Origin of the sequence: Methylobacter sp. (genome assembly GCF_004322395.1) — a bacterium.
Classification (GTDB): Bacteria; Pseudomonadota; Gammaproteobacteria; order Methylococcales; family Methylomonadaceae; genus Methylobacter_A.
Window position 1 is genome coordinate 63,334 of sequence record NZ_SCTW01000073.1, and the last position, 17,821, is coordinate 81,154.

The following is a 17,821-nucleotide window of genomic DNA, read 5'->3' on the forward strand; positions in this document are numbered from 1 at the left end:
CTTGCTAATCGGGTTTTCGCAACGTTACATTTCCGCTTGTTCCGGTAAGAAACCACCCGCCTGCATACTCCACAAGCGGTAATAAACGCCCTGCTGCGCCAAGAGCCGATCATGTCCGCCGTCTTCGACGATGCGCCCCTGATCGAACACCAAAATCCGGTCCAGATGCGCAATCGTGGACATACGATGTGCAATCGCAATAACCGTCTTGCGGCCCATAACTCGATCCAGGTTTTCCTGAATGGTTTTCTCGGTCACCGAATCCAAACTGGACGTAGCTTCGTCCAGAATCAAAATCGGCGCATCTTTCAGCATCACCCGGGCAATCGCAATACGCTGGCGCTGGCCGCCGGACAATTTCACCCCGCGCTCGCCGACCAACGAATCGTAGCCCTCAGGCATTACCCGGATAAACTCATCGGCATGCGCCATGCGCGCCGCCGCTTCAATGGCTTCATCGTCCGCTTCCAAACGGCCATAGCCGATGTTTTCTTTCAGGCTGCGATGAAACAAGCTGGGATCTTGCGGTATCAGGCTCACCTGTTCATGCAGCGAGTCCTGCGACACCTTCTGAATATCCATGCCGTCGATCAGGATCTGACCGCTTTGCGGCTGATAATTGCGCAACATCAGGCTAACGAAAGTCGATTTGCCCGAACCGGAAAAACCGACCAGCCCGACGCGCTGCCCCGGTTCAATGACCACATTCAAATCGTCGAACACCGGTTGATTAGGCTCATAACCAAAACACACATTACGAAACTCAATTCGGCCCTGGCTGATTTTTAGCGGCAACGCATTCGGCACATCGACAATCTCATGTGCTTGAACAATGGTTTCCACGCCGTTAGAGACATTGCCGACATATTCGAAAAACTCCAAAAAGCGCCGGGTTAAATTGCGCGCATCGTTGATGATCAGCAAGGCCAGACCGACGCTCATCGTAAAATCGCCGACACCGATCAAGCCGGTGCCCCACAAGGTCAGCGCATAATAGACAGTGCCGACTTTAAGCATCGCGGCAGCGGTAAACTGGAACCAGCGCACCCGTTCCATATACCAGAAAGTGCGCCGTGCGGCCCGGACTTCGGTTTCCAAAAAACCGTCCAGATATTTTCTTTCGAAATGCAGCCGTGCAAACAGCTTGGCGTTTAGGATATTGGTCACCGCATCGACAATCTTGCCGTTCACCAGGCTGCGCATCGCCGCATAACTTTTCGCATAGGGCTGACAGCGTGTCGCCAGCCAATACGAGAGGCTCACATAAGCCAGCACCCAGCCTGCAACCAACAGCCCCAAACCTTGATGCACGTTCAATAACAGCGCGATGGAAACTGTAAAAGTAACCAGGATGGGCCAAAAATCGCACAACACCGACCAGGTTGTATGGTTTACGCTCATAGCCGTCTCACTGATGCGATGAGCCAAAGCGCCTGCAAAATGGCTGCCGAAATAGCGCGGCGCGTGATATTGCAAATAAGCGTATAACGCTTTTGTAGTGCTCTGGCGCAAACGCGGCCCGACAGTAATCAGCACCGCGCCGCTCGCCCGGCTAAATAGGATTTCCGCCACATTCAAACCCGCCAGCAACAGCAACGGCCCGCGTAAACTGTCCAGCACTGCCCCGCCCGACATATGTGCCACGCCGTCCATAATGGCTTTGATCGCGTAAGGCACCAAAATGCTGCCCGCCGCTTGCCCGGTCTCCAGAATTACCATCAAAATAAGCCAACCCCGAAAACCGGCCAAGCAGTGCAAAATAAATTTAACCGTGCCGGTAGGTAAAGGCGGTGCATCAGAGGCTTGTTGGAAAGGAGGATTCTTTTTGGGCATGGCTCAGGAAATATCCGGGAAATGGCGGCCATTATAATGGAAAGCACAGCAATTCAGAGTTTATGAAAAATGTCCTAATGTGCTTTCTGCACAAACGATAGCCATAGAACATATCAGGATGACTTCAAAAACACAAAATCAACCAGTTACTAACTGATGTTACGCAGTTATTCGAATTTAAAGTGTCGCTAACGCGACGGTTATTTGAATCGGGCTCTCGCACCCGAAGGCGAGATACTTTCTTTTGCTTCGCCAAAAGAAAGTATCCAAAGAAAAGGCGACCCGGTTGCCGCTTGCTTCCTGCGTTCCTCGCTTTCGCCGGGGGTTGACGAAAGGGGCTCCTGCCCCTTCGTCAACGTGCGGCATCCCTGCCGCCCCCCTACGGGCTATTCCCGACGAAAGCTCCGGTACTCGGCGCGGCATACGGGAGAAATACCGCCTGTGCGTAGCATCAGTTACTAAATTAGCGTAAATCCTGAGCCAGCAAACCGATATTGCCGCCTAACGCAGCGGTATTTGTTGTGACTGTTTGTTCAATCGCAAAACGGCGCAGATAATCAGGTCCACCCGCTTTGGGGCCGGTGCCGGACAACCCCGTGCCGCCAAACGGCTGCACACCGACCACTGCGCCGATCATATTCCGGTTGACATAGATATTGCCGACTTTTACGCCCTGCCGGATTGCATTAAAGGTAGCGTCTATTCTGGTATGTATGCCTAGTGTCAAGCCGTAGCCGGTCGCATTGACCGCGGCAATGACCTGATCAAGTTCCGGCTCACGGTAACGGATCAAGTGCAATACCGGCCCGAACACCTCATTGGTCAGTTGCGCTAGCGACTGTATCTCTATCAGACTGGGCGGGAAAAAACTGCCCTGCTCCAAACCGTCCGGCAGCGGCAGTTGGTAAAGCAGCTGCGCTTCTCCCTTCATGGCTTCCAAATGCGCAGTCAATGGAGGCAGTGCGGCATGATCGATAATCGGGCCTATGTCGGTTTGATAAAGGCCGGGATTGCCGACAGTTAATTCCTGCATTGCGCCGATCAGCATGGCGATGGTTTTATCGGCAATTTCCTCTTGCACGAACAAAGTCCGTAGAGCCGAACAACGCTGACCGGCACTGTTGAAAGCCGAGACGATAGCATCCTGTACCAGTTGTTCAAGCAATGCCGAGCTGTCGGCGATCATCACATTCTGTCCGCCGGTTTCTGCAATCAGCGGCACAATATCCTGGCGATGTTGAGCTAATTGCAGGTTAATAAACTGCGCTGTCTTTGTGGAACCGGTGAAAACAACACCGGCAACTCTGGGATCGGGAAGTAAATGCTCTCCAAGCAAGCTGCCGCTGATCGGCAAAAACTGCAACACCGATTCGGGAATGCCGGCCTGATGCAGTAACTGAATGCAGCGCATCGCGATTAATACGGTCTGACTGGCCGGTTTGGCGATGACTGTATTACCGGCGGCAAGCGCCGCAGCTATCTGGCCGATAAAAATGGCGATCGGGAAATTCCACGGACTGATGCAGACATAAACGCCGCGGCCGTAATGATAAAGCCAGTTTTCCTCTCCGGTAGGACCGGGCAGACTGATGGGTCGGCCGAACAAGTCCAGCGCGGATTGGGCATAATAGCGGCAAAAATCGACTGCTTCCCTGACTTCCGCCAACGCGTCTTTAATCGTGCGACCGCCTTCTCGTACGCACAAAGAGACCAGTTCCACCCGATTTAATTCCAAAAGATCGGCAGCCTGCTTCAAATACTCGGCACGTTTTGCAACAGGGGAAAGCCGCCAATCGGCGAATGCTTGGGACGCCTCGCTTAACGCCTCGCCAATAACCGCCGGTTCTGCAAAAATGACTGAGCCGACAGTCAAGCGATTATCATAAGGATTGACTATAAGCCGTTCCTTACCGGAGCGGGAACTGCCGTTTATCAACGGCGTTGCCGTCCACTGTTTGTCAGCCAACGCATCCAGATTTTGCTGCAATGATTCCAGTTGCTCAGGATCGGCTAAATTTAACCCAGATGAATTAACCCGCTGCTCGCCGAATAAATTGCGGGGCAATACGATCAGCGGTTGATTGATCGATACTCTTACCGCCGCTACCGGGTCGCTAATCAGTTCGTCGACGCTAATATCCTGACGGCTGATTTGATTAATAAAAGAGGTATTGGCGCCGTTTTCCAGCAGGCGCCTGACCAGATAAGGCAGTAACTCATGATAAGCGCCGACCGGCGCATAAACGCGGCAAGGCGTCTGCCAGTTTTGAACTTCGATGATTTCCCGGTAAAGGCTCTCACCCATGCCGTGTAAACGCTGGAATTCATAGCCAGGATGCTGCTGCCCGAGTTGATGAATAGCCGCGACGGTATGCGCATTATGGCTGGCGAACTGCGGATAAAGTGCATCCGGCTTGGACAGTATAAACTGCGCACACGCCAGATAAGATACATCGGTCGCCGACTTGCGGGTAAACACAGGGTAATCGGAAAGGCCATTTTCCTGCGCCCGTTTTATTTCGCTGTCCCAGTAAGCGCCTTTGACCAGCCGCAACGGAATTTTCCGGCGCCGGCCTTCGGCTAATTTAGCCAGCCAGCGAATGACCGGCAACGCTCTTTTTTGATAGGCCTGCACCGCGAAACCCAGCCCCGGCCAATCGTCTAAATCGGGACGATTAAAAACGGCGGCAAAGACATCCAAAGACATGTCCAGGCGTTCGGATTCTTCCGCATCGACAGTCAACGTAATATTGGCCGCGCGGGCTGCCTGCGCCAGCACCAGCAGTTTATCGCTCAACTCTTTGACGGCGCGAACATGCTGTAACGGCTCATAGCGGGGACATAAAGCGGATAATTTAACCGATATGCCCGGATTAGCGTAAATATCGGCCGATACCGCATGCCCAACCAGTGCATTAATAGCCGAACGGTATATTTCGAAATAACGCTCTGCATCGGCCTGCGTCAGCGCCGCCTCTCCCAGCATATCGAAAGAATAGCGGAACAACGGGTCCTGCTCGCTACGCTGAACGGCTTGCTGTATAGACTCCGCAAAAACAAACTGCAACGCCAAATGCTGCATGGCCTGCTTTACTGCAGCGCGTATTAACGGCGCACCCATCCGGGACAGCAGCTGTTCGAACCCCGGAGACTCATAATGGGCTTCAAAGTCTCCGGCAAATAATAGTGCTCTTGTAGCTAAATTGACCAATGGAGAATCGCTATGTTGCAGATGGCTTTGCCAGTCCACGCCGGCGAGCTTTTCCTGTAAAAACAAGTCTTGCGTGGAGCTATCGGGAATACGCAGCAAAGCTTCAGCAATTCCCATTAAAACAATGCCTTCATGAGAAGCAAGCTGATATTCCTCAAGGAATGCTTCAATCACGGATTGGTGATGTTTTCTTTCTCTGACTGCGATAGCCAGTGTTCTGGCGCATTCGCTTATCGAAGCCGGATCGTAACCGTTTAATGCGGATATATTCAACAACGGCGCAAAATGCAGTTGCTGCCCTCCCCTTCTTTCATTGAAAGGCCGATGAGATGGCTTTCTAAAAAGCGCAAACCGTGCCCATACGCAATATAACAATTCGCTGATAAGGTGTTTTTCATCAGCCAAATAGGCCTGGTTTATTATTTTCCGTAATTCGGCTAAAGATTTTTGAGTCATAGGCTAACCCCATTGGCAAGAATCTCCAGTTTCTTAATAGGTAATCTTTGAAACCGGAAATTGGATCAAAAAAATAGTCCGATCGATGGCTTCATTGTTCCATAGTAGATGTGCAAGTCAATCTCTTTTACACCCGCTCCCTTATTCCTACACGCCGCGTGAAAGCGCTGTTTAGGCGCTATACGAACAAGAGTGGGTGTTCCCATGGAGTCTGTAAGAATTTGGAAAATCAAGAATAACGAGGTCACCCGATAAGTAATGATACGTATTGATTGAAAACATTGAATTCCTTATCCTACAATTACTTATACAAAAACACCGCCCGAATTTTTAAGCTTAAATAAACCACTTAGATCACAAAATTTATCTTGGCTTTTGTTAATAATTGCATTGGGTTCAGGAGCATAGCGATACATCGAGGAGCCAATAGCTGTCCGATCAGTCATTCGCGATCTTCGTATTCTTCGTGGCTTTATGTCTCCAATTGATGCGTATAAGCAAAAATACGCTCACCCAGCCCTATATTTTTTCGAATAATATTCACACGTAGCAAGGAGGGCGGCAATGTTGGGTTTCAGCATGTCTATATTGGATCTTGTATACAAGCAACCATAAGCCCTGCTGCAAATCCGGAGCTAATAAAGTGACCGAATCAGTGAAGCATTGGATTCGAACATGGTTTGGACCTCTATTTTTATAGCGGAACATGGGATGAAGTCCGCTTTAAACTCTACTAAAAATGGCGCAAGTTTCACCTTTTTCCTACATCCGACAAATGCAGCCACTTATTGATTTTTTTGATATTAACGAGTTCACTCCGCACGGTTATTGCCTGTCATGGAAGCCGGCATTGCTTTGGCTACATGTCATTTCAGACCTGCTGACCACTCTCGCCTATTATTCTATTCCGCTGATTCTCGTCTACTTTATCCGGCAGCGTAAAGATTTTCCCTATCCGTGGCTGACTATCATGTTTGCCGGGTTTATTGTCGCCTGCGGCACCACGCATTTACTTTCGGCTATCACGATCTGGACGCCATTATATTGGCTGGACGGCTTGGTTAAAGCCCTTACAGCGATTGTTTCTGTCATCACCGCCGTAATGATGCTATGGGTCATTCCCGGCGCCTTGTCCTTACCCAGTGTTGCACAACTGCAAGCTGAGATACAAAAAAGAAAAACAGTAGAAGATGCATTACGGGAAAACGAATATCGCTGGAAATTCGCCGTTCACGGTTCCGGCGACGGCGTATGGGACTGGGATATGCAGACTAATGAAACTATGTATTCCAACCGCTGGAAAGAAATGCTGGGATATGCCGAGAACGATATCCTGCCTAATCTCCAAGAATGGATAAATCTTATTCATCCCGATGATCAGCCGCTCGTTACAGAAGCGGCACAAGCATACCTGAATGGAAAAACGGCAATTTATGTCGTTGAATATCGCTTGCGCTGCAAAGACGAGAGTTACAAATGGGTTTTAAGCCGAGGCATGGTGGTCAGCCGTAGCGAAGACGGCAAGCCCTTGCGTATGATCGGCACGCATAAAGATATTTCTGTACGTAAAAAAGCGGAAGAGGCGCTACGACAAAGTCAGGCGGCGCTGCAAGAAGCGCAACGGATCGCCCATGTGGGCAGCTGGCAGTTGGACCTAACAACTAATCATGTCGTTTGGTCGGAGGAACTTTACCGCATTTTGGGCATGAATCCCGAATTGCAACCGCCGGATTGCACTGAATACCATCGGTTGTTCACTTCTGAGAGCTGGAAGCGATTGAATGCCATCCTGGCCCATACACAAGAGACAGGAAGATCCTACGAACTGGAGCTTGAGATTATCAGGACAAACGGAACGCACGGATGGATATTAGCGCGCGGGGAAGCAATACGGGACAGCAATGAAGCCATTATCGGACTCCACGGCGTGGCGTTGGATATCACCGAGCGCAAGCAGATGGAGAAAAAACTGCGCGACAGCGACGCCTTTAATCTCAGTATCCTTAACTCGCTGACTTCGAATATTGCCGTGTTGGACGCACAGGGTATCATCGTTGAAATCAACAACGCATGGCGGCGGTTTGCCAAAGAAAACGGTTTACCGCAATCCTATCAAAATATGCTGGGAACTAATTATCTGGATGCCTGCAACAAAGACTATGAGGCAACCGCTGCCAAAGAAGGTATTGCAGCGGTTCTGGCAGGCGAGTTGGAAACATTTCATTTAGAGTATTCTTGCCATTTGCCTAACCAGCAACGCTGGTTCCACATGAATGTATCGCCTTTGCAGGGTTCACGTCACGGGGTTGTGATCAGCCATGAAAACATCACCGAGCGTAAACTCATGGAAGAAGAGCTAAAAGCCAGTGAAACAAAATTCCGCTCGATTATTGACGCTTCTCCCGTGCCGATGGCGTTGAATGATGAACAGTCGAATATCACTTTCCTGAATCCGGCGTTTATACAAACCTTCGGTTACAATATAAATGACATTCCCACCTTGGCAGATTGGTTTCCAAAAGCCTACCCTGATCCTGACTATCGTCACCGGGTCGAAACAACCTGGCAAGCGTCACTGGAAAAAGCCAAGCAGGAACATACCGACTTTCCGCCTTTAGAGCTAACTATTCGTTGTAAGAACAACAGCATTAAAACTGCGTTAGTTAGCGCTGCGGCGATTCAACCCGGTTTTGCGGGTGAGCATTTGGTGATACTGTACGATATTACTCGGCGCAAACAAATTGAAGCCAAGCTTAACGCCATTTTTAATGCATCGGTGGAAGGCATTATTACTTATGGCAAGGACGATATCATCGTATCCGCTAATGCCGCAGTAGAAACTATTTTCGGCTATAAGCCGGAAGAGCTGATTGGTTACAGTATTTGCGCAATCATGCCGTCATGTTGCAGTTTATCCCAGACAGAAAAACTTGCCGGTCAAATCGGTGAAATTGAAGGCCTTCGCAAAGACGGTTCTGTGGTGCCTCTGGATCTGTCCGTAGCAGAGTATTCAATCAACGATACGCATTATTTTACCAGCATTGTGCGCGATGTGAGTTTGCGCAAACACCGGGAACAGCAAGACAAGGAACATCTGGATGAACTAGCCCATGTCACCCGCCTTGGGCTGATGGGGGAGATGGCTTCCGGTATTGCTCATGAAGTCAACCAACCCCTGGCTGCCATTTCCAGCTATACGCAAGTCAGTTTAAACCTTATCAATACTGAAAATCCTGATCTGGTACAACTTACCGAGATCTTATCCAAAACACAGCAACAGGCTTTAAGGGCGGGACGGATAATTCATCGGATGAGAGAGTTTGTCAAATCCCATGCAAAGCATCGCTCAACCGCTGACATTAACGTATTGATTCATGAGGCTGTCGGCCTGTGTATGGCTGATCTTAAACAAAACAGTATAAAACTGACATTTGAATTGGAAAAAAATCTGCCGCCTATTTATGTTGATCAGATACAAATCGAACAGGTCATCATGAACCTGATCCGAAACAGCATTGAGACCTTACAAAACAAACCCGCAAAACAGCAACCTCAGATCAATATCCATAGTCAATTAACTTCCGACAATAACATTCTGGTCATGGTAAAGGACAATGGACAGGGACTTGATGAAGGCCAACAACAACAGATATTGACGCCTTTTTACACTACCAAGGCAAACGGAATGGGCATGGGACTATCCATCAGTCGCTCAATTATCGAAGCCCATGAAGGTGCTTTGCATTTCAATAGCCAACCTGGGAAAGGCGCTTCTTTTTATTTCACCCTGCCAACACAGAGAAAACCTGATGAGCCTTAATATACTGAGCGCGAGTCAAATAACTGATGTTCCGCAGTGTCCACGAAAAGCACGAAAGACACGAAAAAATGTCGACCTGTATATTTCTCGACTTACGATGCTAGCCAAGGTTTTTTGCTAATCATCAGAATTTCGCTTTGCTTATTGCATACACATGCTTCTCTATACTCAATTTTTTTCGTGCCTTTCGTGGACTGCGATTTATCTATTATGTCCGTGCGTAACATCGGTATTTAAGCTGAATTTGCAATTACGATAGCGCGTTTCGGAGCCGGCAAACCTTCGCAAGTCAGTTGCGGATTATCTGCATCCAAAAAATCTTTCAACGAATGGAAAGTCATCCATTCGGTAGTTCGCTGTTCTTCAACGCTGGTTACAGTGACATCAACCAGGCGGATATTTTTAAAGCCGCAACGTTTTAACCAGCTGATAAGGGTGTCGCAGCTGGGCAGGAACCAGACGTTGCGCATTCTAGCGTAACGGTCTTCCGGCAATAATACTTGCCCCAGGCCTCCGTCAATAATCAGGGTTTCCAATACCAATTCGCCGCCGGGTTGCAGGCAGTCTCTTAATTCCAACAGATGATCGATAGGCGAACGGCGATGGTAAAGGACACCCATCGAAAATACCGTGTCGAACGCTTTCAAACCATAAGGCAGGTCTTCTATGCCCAACGGCAAGACATAAACCGGCGCTTCGCCATATAGTTTTTTAACCAGCTGAAACTGCATCACATTGAGCAGCATCGGATCGATGCCTATCACTGTTTTTGCGCCAGCACCGAGCATACGCCAGCAGTGATAGCCGTTACCGCAACCTACATCCAACACCAGCCGATGCTCAAGCGGTGCGATATGCTCTTTTAACCTGTTCCACTTCCAGTCTGAACGCCATTCGGTGTCTATGTTGATGCCGAATAAGTTATAAGGGCCTTTGCGCCAGGGATGCAGCGCTTTTAACTTTTTTTCAAGCTGTTCTTTTGTTTTCTCGCCAAGATGATCCAAGCTGCCTATTTGCACTGTATCTGAATCCAGATTATGTTGTGCGGTAGGCAATACTGGCACGCTATCGACCAGAGCCTGCCAGCCCGCTAAATTGCCGTGTTTGGTTTGGTCAAAGCCATGCTCAAGTTGCTGCGGCAGCAGCTTTGCCCAAGCATCGGCCTTTGCATCGATCAGCGCTTCATATAAAGGTTGATAATCAATCATTTCAGGGCAACGATTGAGGGAAAGTTGAAATGTTGAATCATGTTCGGGAAAACGCTAGCTACTATTTCGTCGAATTTAAAAGCGCTGATTTCACCAACGGGACTGGCATAAATGGAGTCTTTCGGGGAAGTCATGATTTAACAAACAAAACTGCGCAAGGCAGCGCAATGAAGGGAGGAGCAAGGCGGCCCCGGTTTTGGCCGCCCATACGAATAGACTTCGTGTATCGTGTGTTCTCAATGCATCAGGAATTTGCTTCATGTTTTGAGGCCAATGCTTCGGCATTACGCTTCACCAGCCCTTCAATCACCGCATTCAATGAACCTTTGGTTTGAACTTCATTGGTAAAAGTGCTGCGATAGTTGGTTACCAAGCTAACACCTTCAATCATAATATCGTAAGCTTTCCATTCTCCGTCACTCAACAGCATCCGGTAATTAACGCCGATAGGCTGTATGCCGGGCTGTAAAACTTCGGTTTTTACAATAACTTTTTTATCATCGCTGCCCATCTCAAGAGGGAGGAAACGAACCGACCAATCATTAAACTCTACAAAGGCACGGGAATAGGTTCTTACTAACAATGTTTGAAATTCGTGTTTAAAACGCTCCTTCTCATCATTAGTGGCTGTTTTCCAGATTTTCCCTAAGACTAACTCCGAAATTCTGTCAAAATCGGTGTGCGGATAAATGACTTCGTTAACAAATTGTGTAATCTTCGCAAAATCTTTGGTAAACGACTTATCTTGCAGTCTTTGCTGCAACTGCGCTGAAGCTGTTTGTATGGCCTGTTGCGGAGGCAATAAATCAGCTGCGATTACCTTAGTAACAGTCATTAAACCAAGTAATACAGCGATTAAACCAAATATTGTGACTTGTTTAGTTTTCATAAAACCCTCTAAAATTAAACCCGTATATGCGTTTTATCTTCAAATATCAGTGTGCTAATTTCCCTGATACAATAAACCGCATAAAACCTAAGTCTTAAATTTGATGACTTAGGACAGAACCTTTGATACTTCCCAAACCCTTAGAGCTAAGGATAAGATGGCATATAATAACATCAATTTTCCTCAAACACGCATGAGAAGAATGCGTTATAACGATTTTTCCCGTCGTTTAATGCGCGAAAACCGCCTGTCTGTCGATGATCTGATTTACCCGATGTTTGTCACTGAAGGCTCTAACCAACGGCAAACTATCTCATCCATGCCCGGAGTGGAAAGGCTCTCGTTGGATTTACTGCTTGAAGAAGCGCATCGGCTTCATGAATTGGGTATCCCGGCCATCGCGCTGTTTCCAGTAACGCCCGCCGATAAAAAATCGGAACACGCCACCGAAGCCTATAATCCTGACGGCTTGGCTCAGCGTAGTGTAAGAGCTTTAAAAAAAGCTATCCCCGATTTAGGTATTATTACCGATGTCGCACTGGACCCTTTCACTATCCACGGACAGGATGGGCTGGTCAATTCCGATGGTTATGTGATTAATGATGAAACCATTGAGGTGTTAACCCGGCAGGCGCTGTCCCATGCCGAAGCCGGAGCCGATATTATCGCGCCGTCGGATATGATGGATGGCCGTATCGGCGCAATAAGACAAGCGCTGGAAGCCCAAAACCACACTAATACACTGATACTCGCTTATTCTGCCAAATATGCCTCCAGCTTTTACGGACCGTTTCGGGATGCGGTCGGTTCCGCCGGAATGCTGGGCAAAGGCAACAAATACAGTTATCAAATGGACCCAGCCAATTCCGATGAAGCCATGCGCGAAATACAGCTGGATTTACAGGAAGGTGCGGACATGGTCATGGTCAAACCCGGCATGCCCTATCTGGACATCATTCGCCGGGTAAAAGATCAATATGGCGTACCGACGTTTGCCTATCAGGTCAGCGGCGAATATGCGATGCTCAAAGCCGCCTCGATGAACGGCTGGCTGGATGAAAAACAAGTCGTGCTCGAGTCCATGCTGGCTTTCAAGCGTGCCGGTTGCGATGCAATCTTGACCTATTACGCCAAATCCGTAGCCCAGTGGCTGCAAGATTAAATGCGGACATTTTAAATAATCCTTAATCCAACAAACTGAAGTGGGGGCCTGTTTTATGTCAGAAGATATTCTAATCGCCGAAAAAAGAAGATTTCACATCGAGGAAGCTATTTTAGTTTTATTGCTGATCCTCTCGCTAGTCGGTATCGGAATCATGGATTTTTCCCCCGCCGACGGCTATGGTTACTGGCTTATTATGATGCTCCTGTTCGGCCTGTTTGCAATGATTATCGGCTGGATACAATCCAAGCATCGTGCCGATGATTTCAAGATAATACTCCGTGAACAATCCATGCACTGGGCCACATCATTATTGGTTGTTGGCGGGGCGTTTTTAATACATCAGTCAGGGCGGATTGCCGAAGAAGATGCCGGGCTGATTATTCTGCTGATTTTATCGCTTTCAACCATACTGGACGGCCTGCGCGTAGGCTGGCGCTTTAGTCTGGTTGGTCTGTTCCTGGGCGTTGCCGCTGTTGTGTCGGTATATACACCGCATTTTCTGTGGATAGAATTGGGCATCGCCGTTTTGATTGTTGCGGTGACCATTGCATGGGAATTATGGATGGAAAGAAAAGCACAAATATGAGTTTAATTGACCGCTATGCCGTGCTTGGGCACCCTATCAAACACAGCAAATCGCCGCGCATTCATCGGCTTTTTGCCGAACAAACCGGACAACTGCTTGAATATAGCGCACTGGAAGTGCCTGCCGAACAGTTCCAAACAGCCGTTACAATGTTTTTTGCCGAAGGCGGCAAAGGCTTAAATTGTACTGTACCTCTAAAAGAGATTGCTTGGGGCTATGCTGACCGTAAAACAGAACGAGCCCAACTGAGCAAGGCTGTCAACACGCTCGCACTTCAAGCGGACGGTTCTATATTAGGCGATAACACCGACGGCATTGGCTTGGTAACCGACTTAATCGACAACCATGCCATCGCCTTATCGAACATTCGCATATTAATTCTGGGCGCCGGTGGCGCCAGCCGGGGCATCATAGCGCCGATTCTGGAACAATCCCCGCAAACCCTGGTTATCGCAAACCGCACCGAGGACAAGGCCGCCAAGCTGGCTGCTGAATTTCACAGCAAGGGTTCTATCACAGGTTGCGGCTATGATGCTTTAAAAAACAGGCAATTCGATTTGATTTTAAACGCGACATCAGCCAGTTTAAGCGGGCAATTGCCGCCGCTACCGACCGGTTTACTGGCGGCAGGAGGCAACTGTTACGACCTCGCCTACGGCAACGAACCGACTGCTTTTGTGCGCTGGGGGCTGGAGAATCATGCGACAAAAAGCCTGGATGGACTGGGTATGCTGGTCGAGCAGGCGGCGGAAGCTTTTTTTATCTGGCGAGGTGTTCGGCCCAAAACTCGGCCTGTTATTGAATTGTTGAATTTAGAGCGGCGGCATTGAAAGGCGAAAGGCGAAAGGCGAAAGGCGAAAGGCGAAAGGCGAAAGGCGAAAGGCGAAAGGCGAAAGGCGAAAAATTTTGACGACTTCTTAAATCTACATGCAAGCTTTTTTTGCCCTTAGCCCTTTGTCTTTCGCCTCCCTCATCATAAAGATCAGCATCATCCGCGTACTATTTCAAATACTCATCTTTCAACTGAATATACTGCTGAGACGAATATTCCAAAAACTCTTTTTCGGACTCTTTTAAAGATCTGACCTGTCTGGCAGGCACTCCCACATAAAGATGGCCGCTTTCCAGTTTTTTCCCCGGAGAAACCAGCGCACCGGCTCCAAGCATCACATAGTCTTCAAGGACGGCGCCATCCATAATAATCGCGCCTATCCCTATCAAACAATAATCGCCCACAGTGCAGGCATGCACTACCGCTCTATGCCCTATAGTAACGCCTTTGCCTATAATTAACGGATAGCCTTGATCCGTATACTTTCCGGCGTGAGTTACATGCAATACAGAACCATCCTGAACATTGGTGCCGGCACCAATAACGATGCTTTCTACATCGCCTCTGAGCACTGTCGTGGGCCATATGGAAACATCATCGCCCAACGTAACGTCGCCAATAACCACAGCGCTGTCATCTATAAAAACCGACTTGCCGATTTTTGGCTGTTTATCGTTAAATTTTTTAATTGCCACTCTAGCTCTCCCGCTTGTGCATTGAATGATTAATTACGCTTGCACCCGATTCAACGCAAACAGCGCCAGGACTAATACAGTCAAACTGGGCATAAACGCCATTAACGGTGGATTAAGATCATAAATCAATCCAATATGTCCGACGATTTTATCGATAATATTAAAGCTCATGCCGATGACCACACCTATCATCATTCTGGCTCCTACATTTACACCGCGTTTAACACCAATAACAAAAGGCGCGGACACCAGCAACATAACAAAAACAACCAAAGGATTGACCACGCGCCCCCAGAAAGCCAGTTCAAAATCGTGCGACTTTTGATGGTTATCCTTTAAGAAATCGATATACATCGCCAGATCATACATAGATAAATTATTCGGGTTGACCACAACAATTTCCAATAAATCCGGGGCAACGGTTGATTGCCACATCTGTTCGGGTTGACTGCTTGCCGCCATTTGCTGAAGCGAAATGTCCGATCGCCTGATTTGCTCTAATTTCCATTGCTGATCACCTTGAAAGCTTGCTTTCTCTGCATGGGTCGAATAGCGCAAACGGCGCTGATCATCCAATTCATAAATATTGATGTCCGCCAAACTTCCGTCATCTTGTATTTTCCGGACATTAATAAATTTTTTGCCTTCGCGCAGCCAGAGTCCATATTTGACATTCATGACAACCTGCTCATTCTGGGCGGTGACTTTAATCACTCGCGCCGTCCGCTCGGCTACCGGCGCAATAAATTCGCCGACTAATATTGAAATAGCGACTAAAATGGCGCCAGCCACCATAACTGCCCTGATAATCCCTAAAACGGACAAGCCCGCCGCCCGCATGGCAATAAGTTCGCGGTTATTACCCATCGCCCCTAATATAAACAGGCTTCCTAATAGAGCCGATGCCGGCATCAATTCATAAAAAACGGTAGGCGAAGTCAGCGCAAGATAATAAAAAATATCTTGTAGATCGTAACTTCCTTTACCCAAATCCTTCAACTCGTCGCTAAAGGTGAACAAGTTAAATAAGGTCAGTAACAATACAACAGCAACAAAAGATCCCTTTAATATTTCCCTGACTATATAGCCCGTTAATACATTCACTTATGCACCTTTTCCCTAAATTGCATAGCCAGCCATTGCCATCCGTATAATCGCGCCAACAAAATTCCGCCTATTAGCAGCAACAGAGTATTCACGCCAAAAACTCCCAGCCAGGCAGGAATAGTTTGATTCATTACCCAGCTCTGGCTGACTCGGATAAGATTTCCATAGCTAAAATAGATTAAAAAGCCAATCAGCATATTCCCGTAAACACCGCCTCGAGGCGACATCTGAGCCAAAGGTACGGCAATAAAGCAAAGCAACATTATCCCCACGGGAACGGAAAACCGACGCTGCAATTCGGCAATATCGGTTATTTGACCGGAATTCAATAATTTATCGCTGGAAACCGATTGTTTGCCAAAATCAGTGGCTGACTCTTTGGTATCCAATCTCACTGCATATTCATCAAACTGTTCAAGCACATAATTTACAGTTCCCGGCTGTCCTTGTATGCGCTCACCATTCTCCAAAATGACATAGCGTCCATCAGGCAAATCTTTCATTCTCCCCACTTCGGCGTTAATAATTGCCAAGCGATTCCCCTGCCTGTGCTGTACAAAAACTTGATACATTTTTTTATCGTCATCAATCTTTTCTACATAAAAAACCAAGTCACCTTGACTGTATTCGCTAAATTTTCCGGCGGCAACGCCTCTGAGATCGGCAGACTCCTTATCCTGATGCATAAGCTGTTCCATCATGGCTTCAGCCCAGGGCGAGACATAGAACGACAAGCCGGCTGCTAATACACTTAAAGGAAAAACCAGCAGGAATATGGCTCGATAAACCGTTCCCGAGCCGCCGCCTGCCGAAGCCACCGCCGACATTTCCTGATCCCTGTACATTCTGCCCAAGACCATCAGTACTGCCATAAACAAGGCTGCGGGCAAAAAGGTCGCACTGGCGATAATCGTTTTCAATCCCAGGACAGTCATCAAAGTTTGGTTAGATACTTGCCCTTCGATAGCCTTATCAAGAATCCTGATAAACTGCCGGCTGACGATAATGACTACGATTACCGACCAAACTGCCAACAGCGTCCTTAACAAATCCAAGGCGATCATTTTATCCAAGACATTAATTATCTTACGCTTTCCGGTTTTATAGCCTTTAGCCCAGTTTGTTTCCAAACGTGTCTCCCAATCAAAAACGAGTGTATGTTGTATAAAGCACAAAGTTTAAATTTTACCTTGAGTTGGTAAATTATGAACCATTTTATAAGAAACAGGTTATTGGAAGTGCCTTATTGCGACAATTCTAATTTTAGTGATTATCAACCGAGTCTCCCCAATCAAAAGCAATATTTGTGTTGTATAATCACAGCTAAACGCCCCATCTTGAGCCGCTCCCTTTGACAGATTCAGGGCAACTTAAATTTACGCTCGGTTCAAGATGACGCTCTACTCCACAAATAAACGAGTTAACTTATGGATTATTCAATAGAAACCGCATCCCTAGAAGAACTGCAATGTGATTGCATTATTGTCGGTGTTTATCAAGACCAACAATTCAGTCCGTCAGCCATTGCTCTTAATAACCTCACACAAGGGCTCATTAGCAAAATCGTCAGCCGCGGCGACCTGAGCGGAAAAAATGGCGAAATCGTATTAATAAACGCGATTCCAAGTGGCAAGATTGAGCGCATTTTGCTGGTCGGATTGGGAGAAAATAAGCCTTTATCCGGCAAGAACTATAAAAAAGCTTTGATTGCAGCCATTAACAGCCTGAAAAAACCTCAAATAAAATCGGTTGTCTGTTGCTTGGCGGAATGCGATGTTGCAGACCGCGACTGGCAATGGAAATCTCAGCAAATTATTGAAGTTTTTAACGATGCTGTGTATCAATTTACCCAAACAAAATCCGACAAAGAAACAGAAAGCAAGATTCAAAAAATCTCCATTACCGCCACGGAAGCTGAACGCACTTTGGCACATTCCGGATTATTGCAAGGCAAAGCGATTGCCGAAGGTATCAATTTAACCAAATATCTTGGCGATTTACCGGGTAACATCTGCACAC

The 17,821-nt window shown here is 47.7% G+C and carries 12 protein-coding genes; 5 read left to right on the forward strand and 7 right to left on the reverse strand.

The genetic code is table 11. The annotated features are described in order from the left end of the window. Positions 1 to 24 precede the first annotated feature (24 nt). Both EPO18_RS11040 and putA read right to left on the reverse strand, forming a co-directional pair. Complete coding sequence (locus EPO18_RS11040; protein WP_292433420.1) at positions 25 to 1,833, reverse strand: ABC transporter ATP-binding protein; 1,809 nt, start codon at positions 1,831 to 1,833, stop codon at positions 25 to 27. A 463-nt stretch (positions 1,834 to 2,296) separates the two neighbouring features. Continuing rightward, positions 2,297 to 5,500, reverse strand: coding sequence for a bifunctional proline dehydrogenase/L-glutamate gamma-semialdehyde dehydrogenase PutA (gene putA, locus EPO18_RS11045; RefSeq protein WP_292433421.1), 3,204 nt, complete (start codon positions 5,498 to 5,500; stop codon positions 2,297 to 2,299). Between the two features lie 775 nt (positions 5,501 to 6,275). Here putA and EPO18_RS11050 point away from each other — a divergent pair. Continuing rightward, positions 6,276 to 9,320: a PAS domain S-box protein gene (locus tag EPO18_RS11050; protein WP_292433422.1), complete on the forward strand. Its 3,045-nt coding sequence runs from the start codon at positions 6,276 to 6,278 to the stop codon at positions 9,318 to 9,320. A 233-nt stretch (positions 9,321 to 9,553) separates the two neighbouring features. On the opposite strand, the gene cmoB is transcribed toward EPO18_RS11050, so the two are convergent. Together cmoB and EPO18_RS11060 are read right to left on the reverse strand one after the other, a co-directional pair. Further along, the gene (gene cmoB, locus EPO18_RS11055; RefSeq protein ID WP_472850893.1) at positions 9,554 to 10,525 is read right to left on the reverse strand and encodes a tRNA 5-methoxyuridine(34)/uridine 5-oxyacetic acid(34) synthase CmoB; all 972 of its coding nucleotides are present in this window, start codon (positions 10,523 to 10,525) and stop codon (positions 9,554 to 9,556) included. 247 nt (positions 10,526 to 10,772) lie between these two features. Beyond that, positions 10,773 to 11,417, reverse strand: a complete 645-nt coding sequence (locus tag EPO18_RS11060) for an MlaC/ttg2D family ABC transporter substrate-binding protein (RefSeq protein ID WP_292433424.1) — start codon at positions 11,415 to 11,417, stop codon at positions 10,773 to 10,775. A 157-nt stretch (positions 11,418 to 11,574) separates the two neighbouring features. Here EPO18_RS11060 and hemB point away from each other — a divergent pair, with 157 nt between their 5' ends. The 3 genes from hemB to aroE are packed head-to-tail and all read left to right on the forward strand — an operon-like array spanning position 11,575 to position 13,998. Then, on the forward strand, positions 11,575 to 12,579 hold the full coding sequence (hemB, locus tag EPO18_RS11065; protein ID WP_292433425.1) for a porphobilinogen synthase: 1,005 nt from the start codon (positions 11,575 to 11,577) through the stop codon (positions 12,577 to 12,579). Positions 12,580 to 12,634: 55 nt separating this feature from the next. Further along, the gene (locus EPO18_RS11070; RefSeq protein WP_292433426.1) at positions 12,635 to 13,168 is read left to right on the forward strand and encodes a hypothetical protein; all 534 of its coding nucleotides are present in this window, start codon (positions 12,635 to 12,637) and stop codon (positions 13,166 to 13,168) included. Continuing rightward, entirely contained in the window at positions 13,165 to 13,998 is an 834-nt protein-coding gene (aroE, locus tag EPO18_RS11075) for a shikimate dehydrogenase (protein WP_292433427.1), read from the forward strand. Before EPO18_RS11070 ends, aroE begins: the two co-directional genes overlap by 4 nt. A gap of 169 nt (positions 13,999 to 14,167) precedes the next feature. Here aroE and EPO18_RS11080 read toward each other — a convergent pair whose 3' ends face one another. The 3 genes from EPO18_RS11080 to lptF are packed head-to-tail and all read right to left on the reverse strand — an operon-like array spanning position 14,168 to position 16,866. Next, entirely contained in the window at positions 14,168 to 14,695 is a 528-nt protein-coding gene (locus EPO18_RS11080; protein WP_292433428.1) for a gamma carbonic anhydrase family protein, read from the reverse strand. A gap of 33 nt (positions 14,696 to 14,728) precedes the next feature. Beyond that, entirely contained in the window at positions 14,729 to 15,799 is a 1,071-nt protein-coding gene (lptG, locus tag EPO18_RS11085) for an LPS export ABC transporter permease LptG (protein ID WP_292433429.1), read from the reverse strand. Next, the gene (gene lptF / locus EPO18_RS11090; protein ID WP_292433433.1) at positions 15,796 to 16,866 is read right to left on the reverse strand and encodes an LPS export ABC transporter permease LptF; all 1,071 of its coding nucleotides are present in this window, start codon (positions 16,864 to 16,866) and stop codon (positions 15,796 to 15,798) included. Before lptF ends, lptG begins: the two co-directional genes overlap by 4 nt. Positions 16,867 to 17,229: 363 nt before the next feature. Here lptF and EPO18_RS11095 point away from each other — a divergent pair. Further along, on the forward strand, positions 17,230 to 17,821 hold a 592-nt coding region (locus EPO18_RS11095), incomplete at its 3' end, for a M17 family peptidase N-terminal domain-containing protein (RefSeq protein ID WP_292433430.1).

Coding starts and splice junctions, on each gene's coding strand:
- EPO18_RS11050 (WP_292433422.1), top strand. CDS start 6,276: ATGCAGCCACTTATTGATTTTTTTGATATTAACGAGTTCACTCCGCAC.
- aroE (WP_292433427.1), top strand. CDS start 13,165: ATGAGTTTAATTGACCGCTATGCCGTGCTTGGGCACCCTATCAAACAC.
- EPO18_RS11070 (WP_292433426.1), top strand. CDS start 12,635: ATGTCAGAAGATATTCTAATCGCCGAAAAAAGAAGATTTCACATCGAG.
- EPO18_RS11040 (WP_292433420.1), bottom strand. CDS start 1,833: ATGCCCAAAAAGAATCCTCCTTTCCAACAAGCCTCTGATGCACCGCCT.
- EPO18_RS11060 (WP_292433424.1), bottom strand. CDS start 11,417: ATGAAAACTAAACAAGTCACAATATTTGGTTTAATCGCTGTATTACTT.
- lptF (WP_292433433.1), bottom strand. CDS start 16,866: ATGATCGCCTTGGATTTGTTAAGGACGCTGTTGGCAGTTTGGTCGGTA.
- putA (WP_292433421.1), bottom strand. CDS start 5,500: ATGACTCAAAAATCTTTAGCCGAATTACGGAAAATAATAAACCAGGCC.
- hemB (WP_292433425.1), top strand. CDS start 11,575: ATGGCATATAATAACATCAATTTTCCTCAAACACGCATGAGAAGAATG.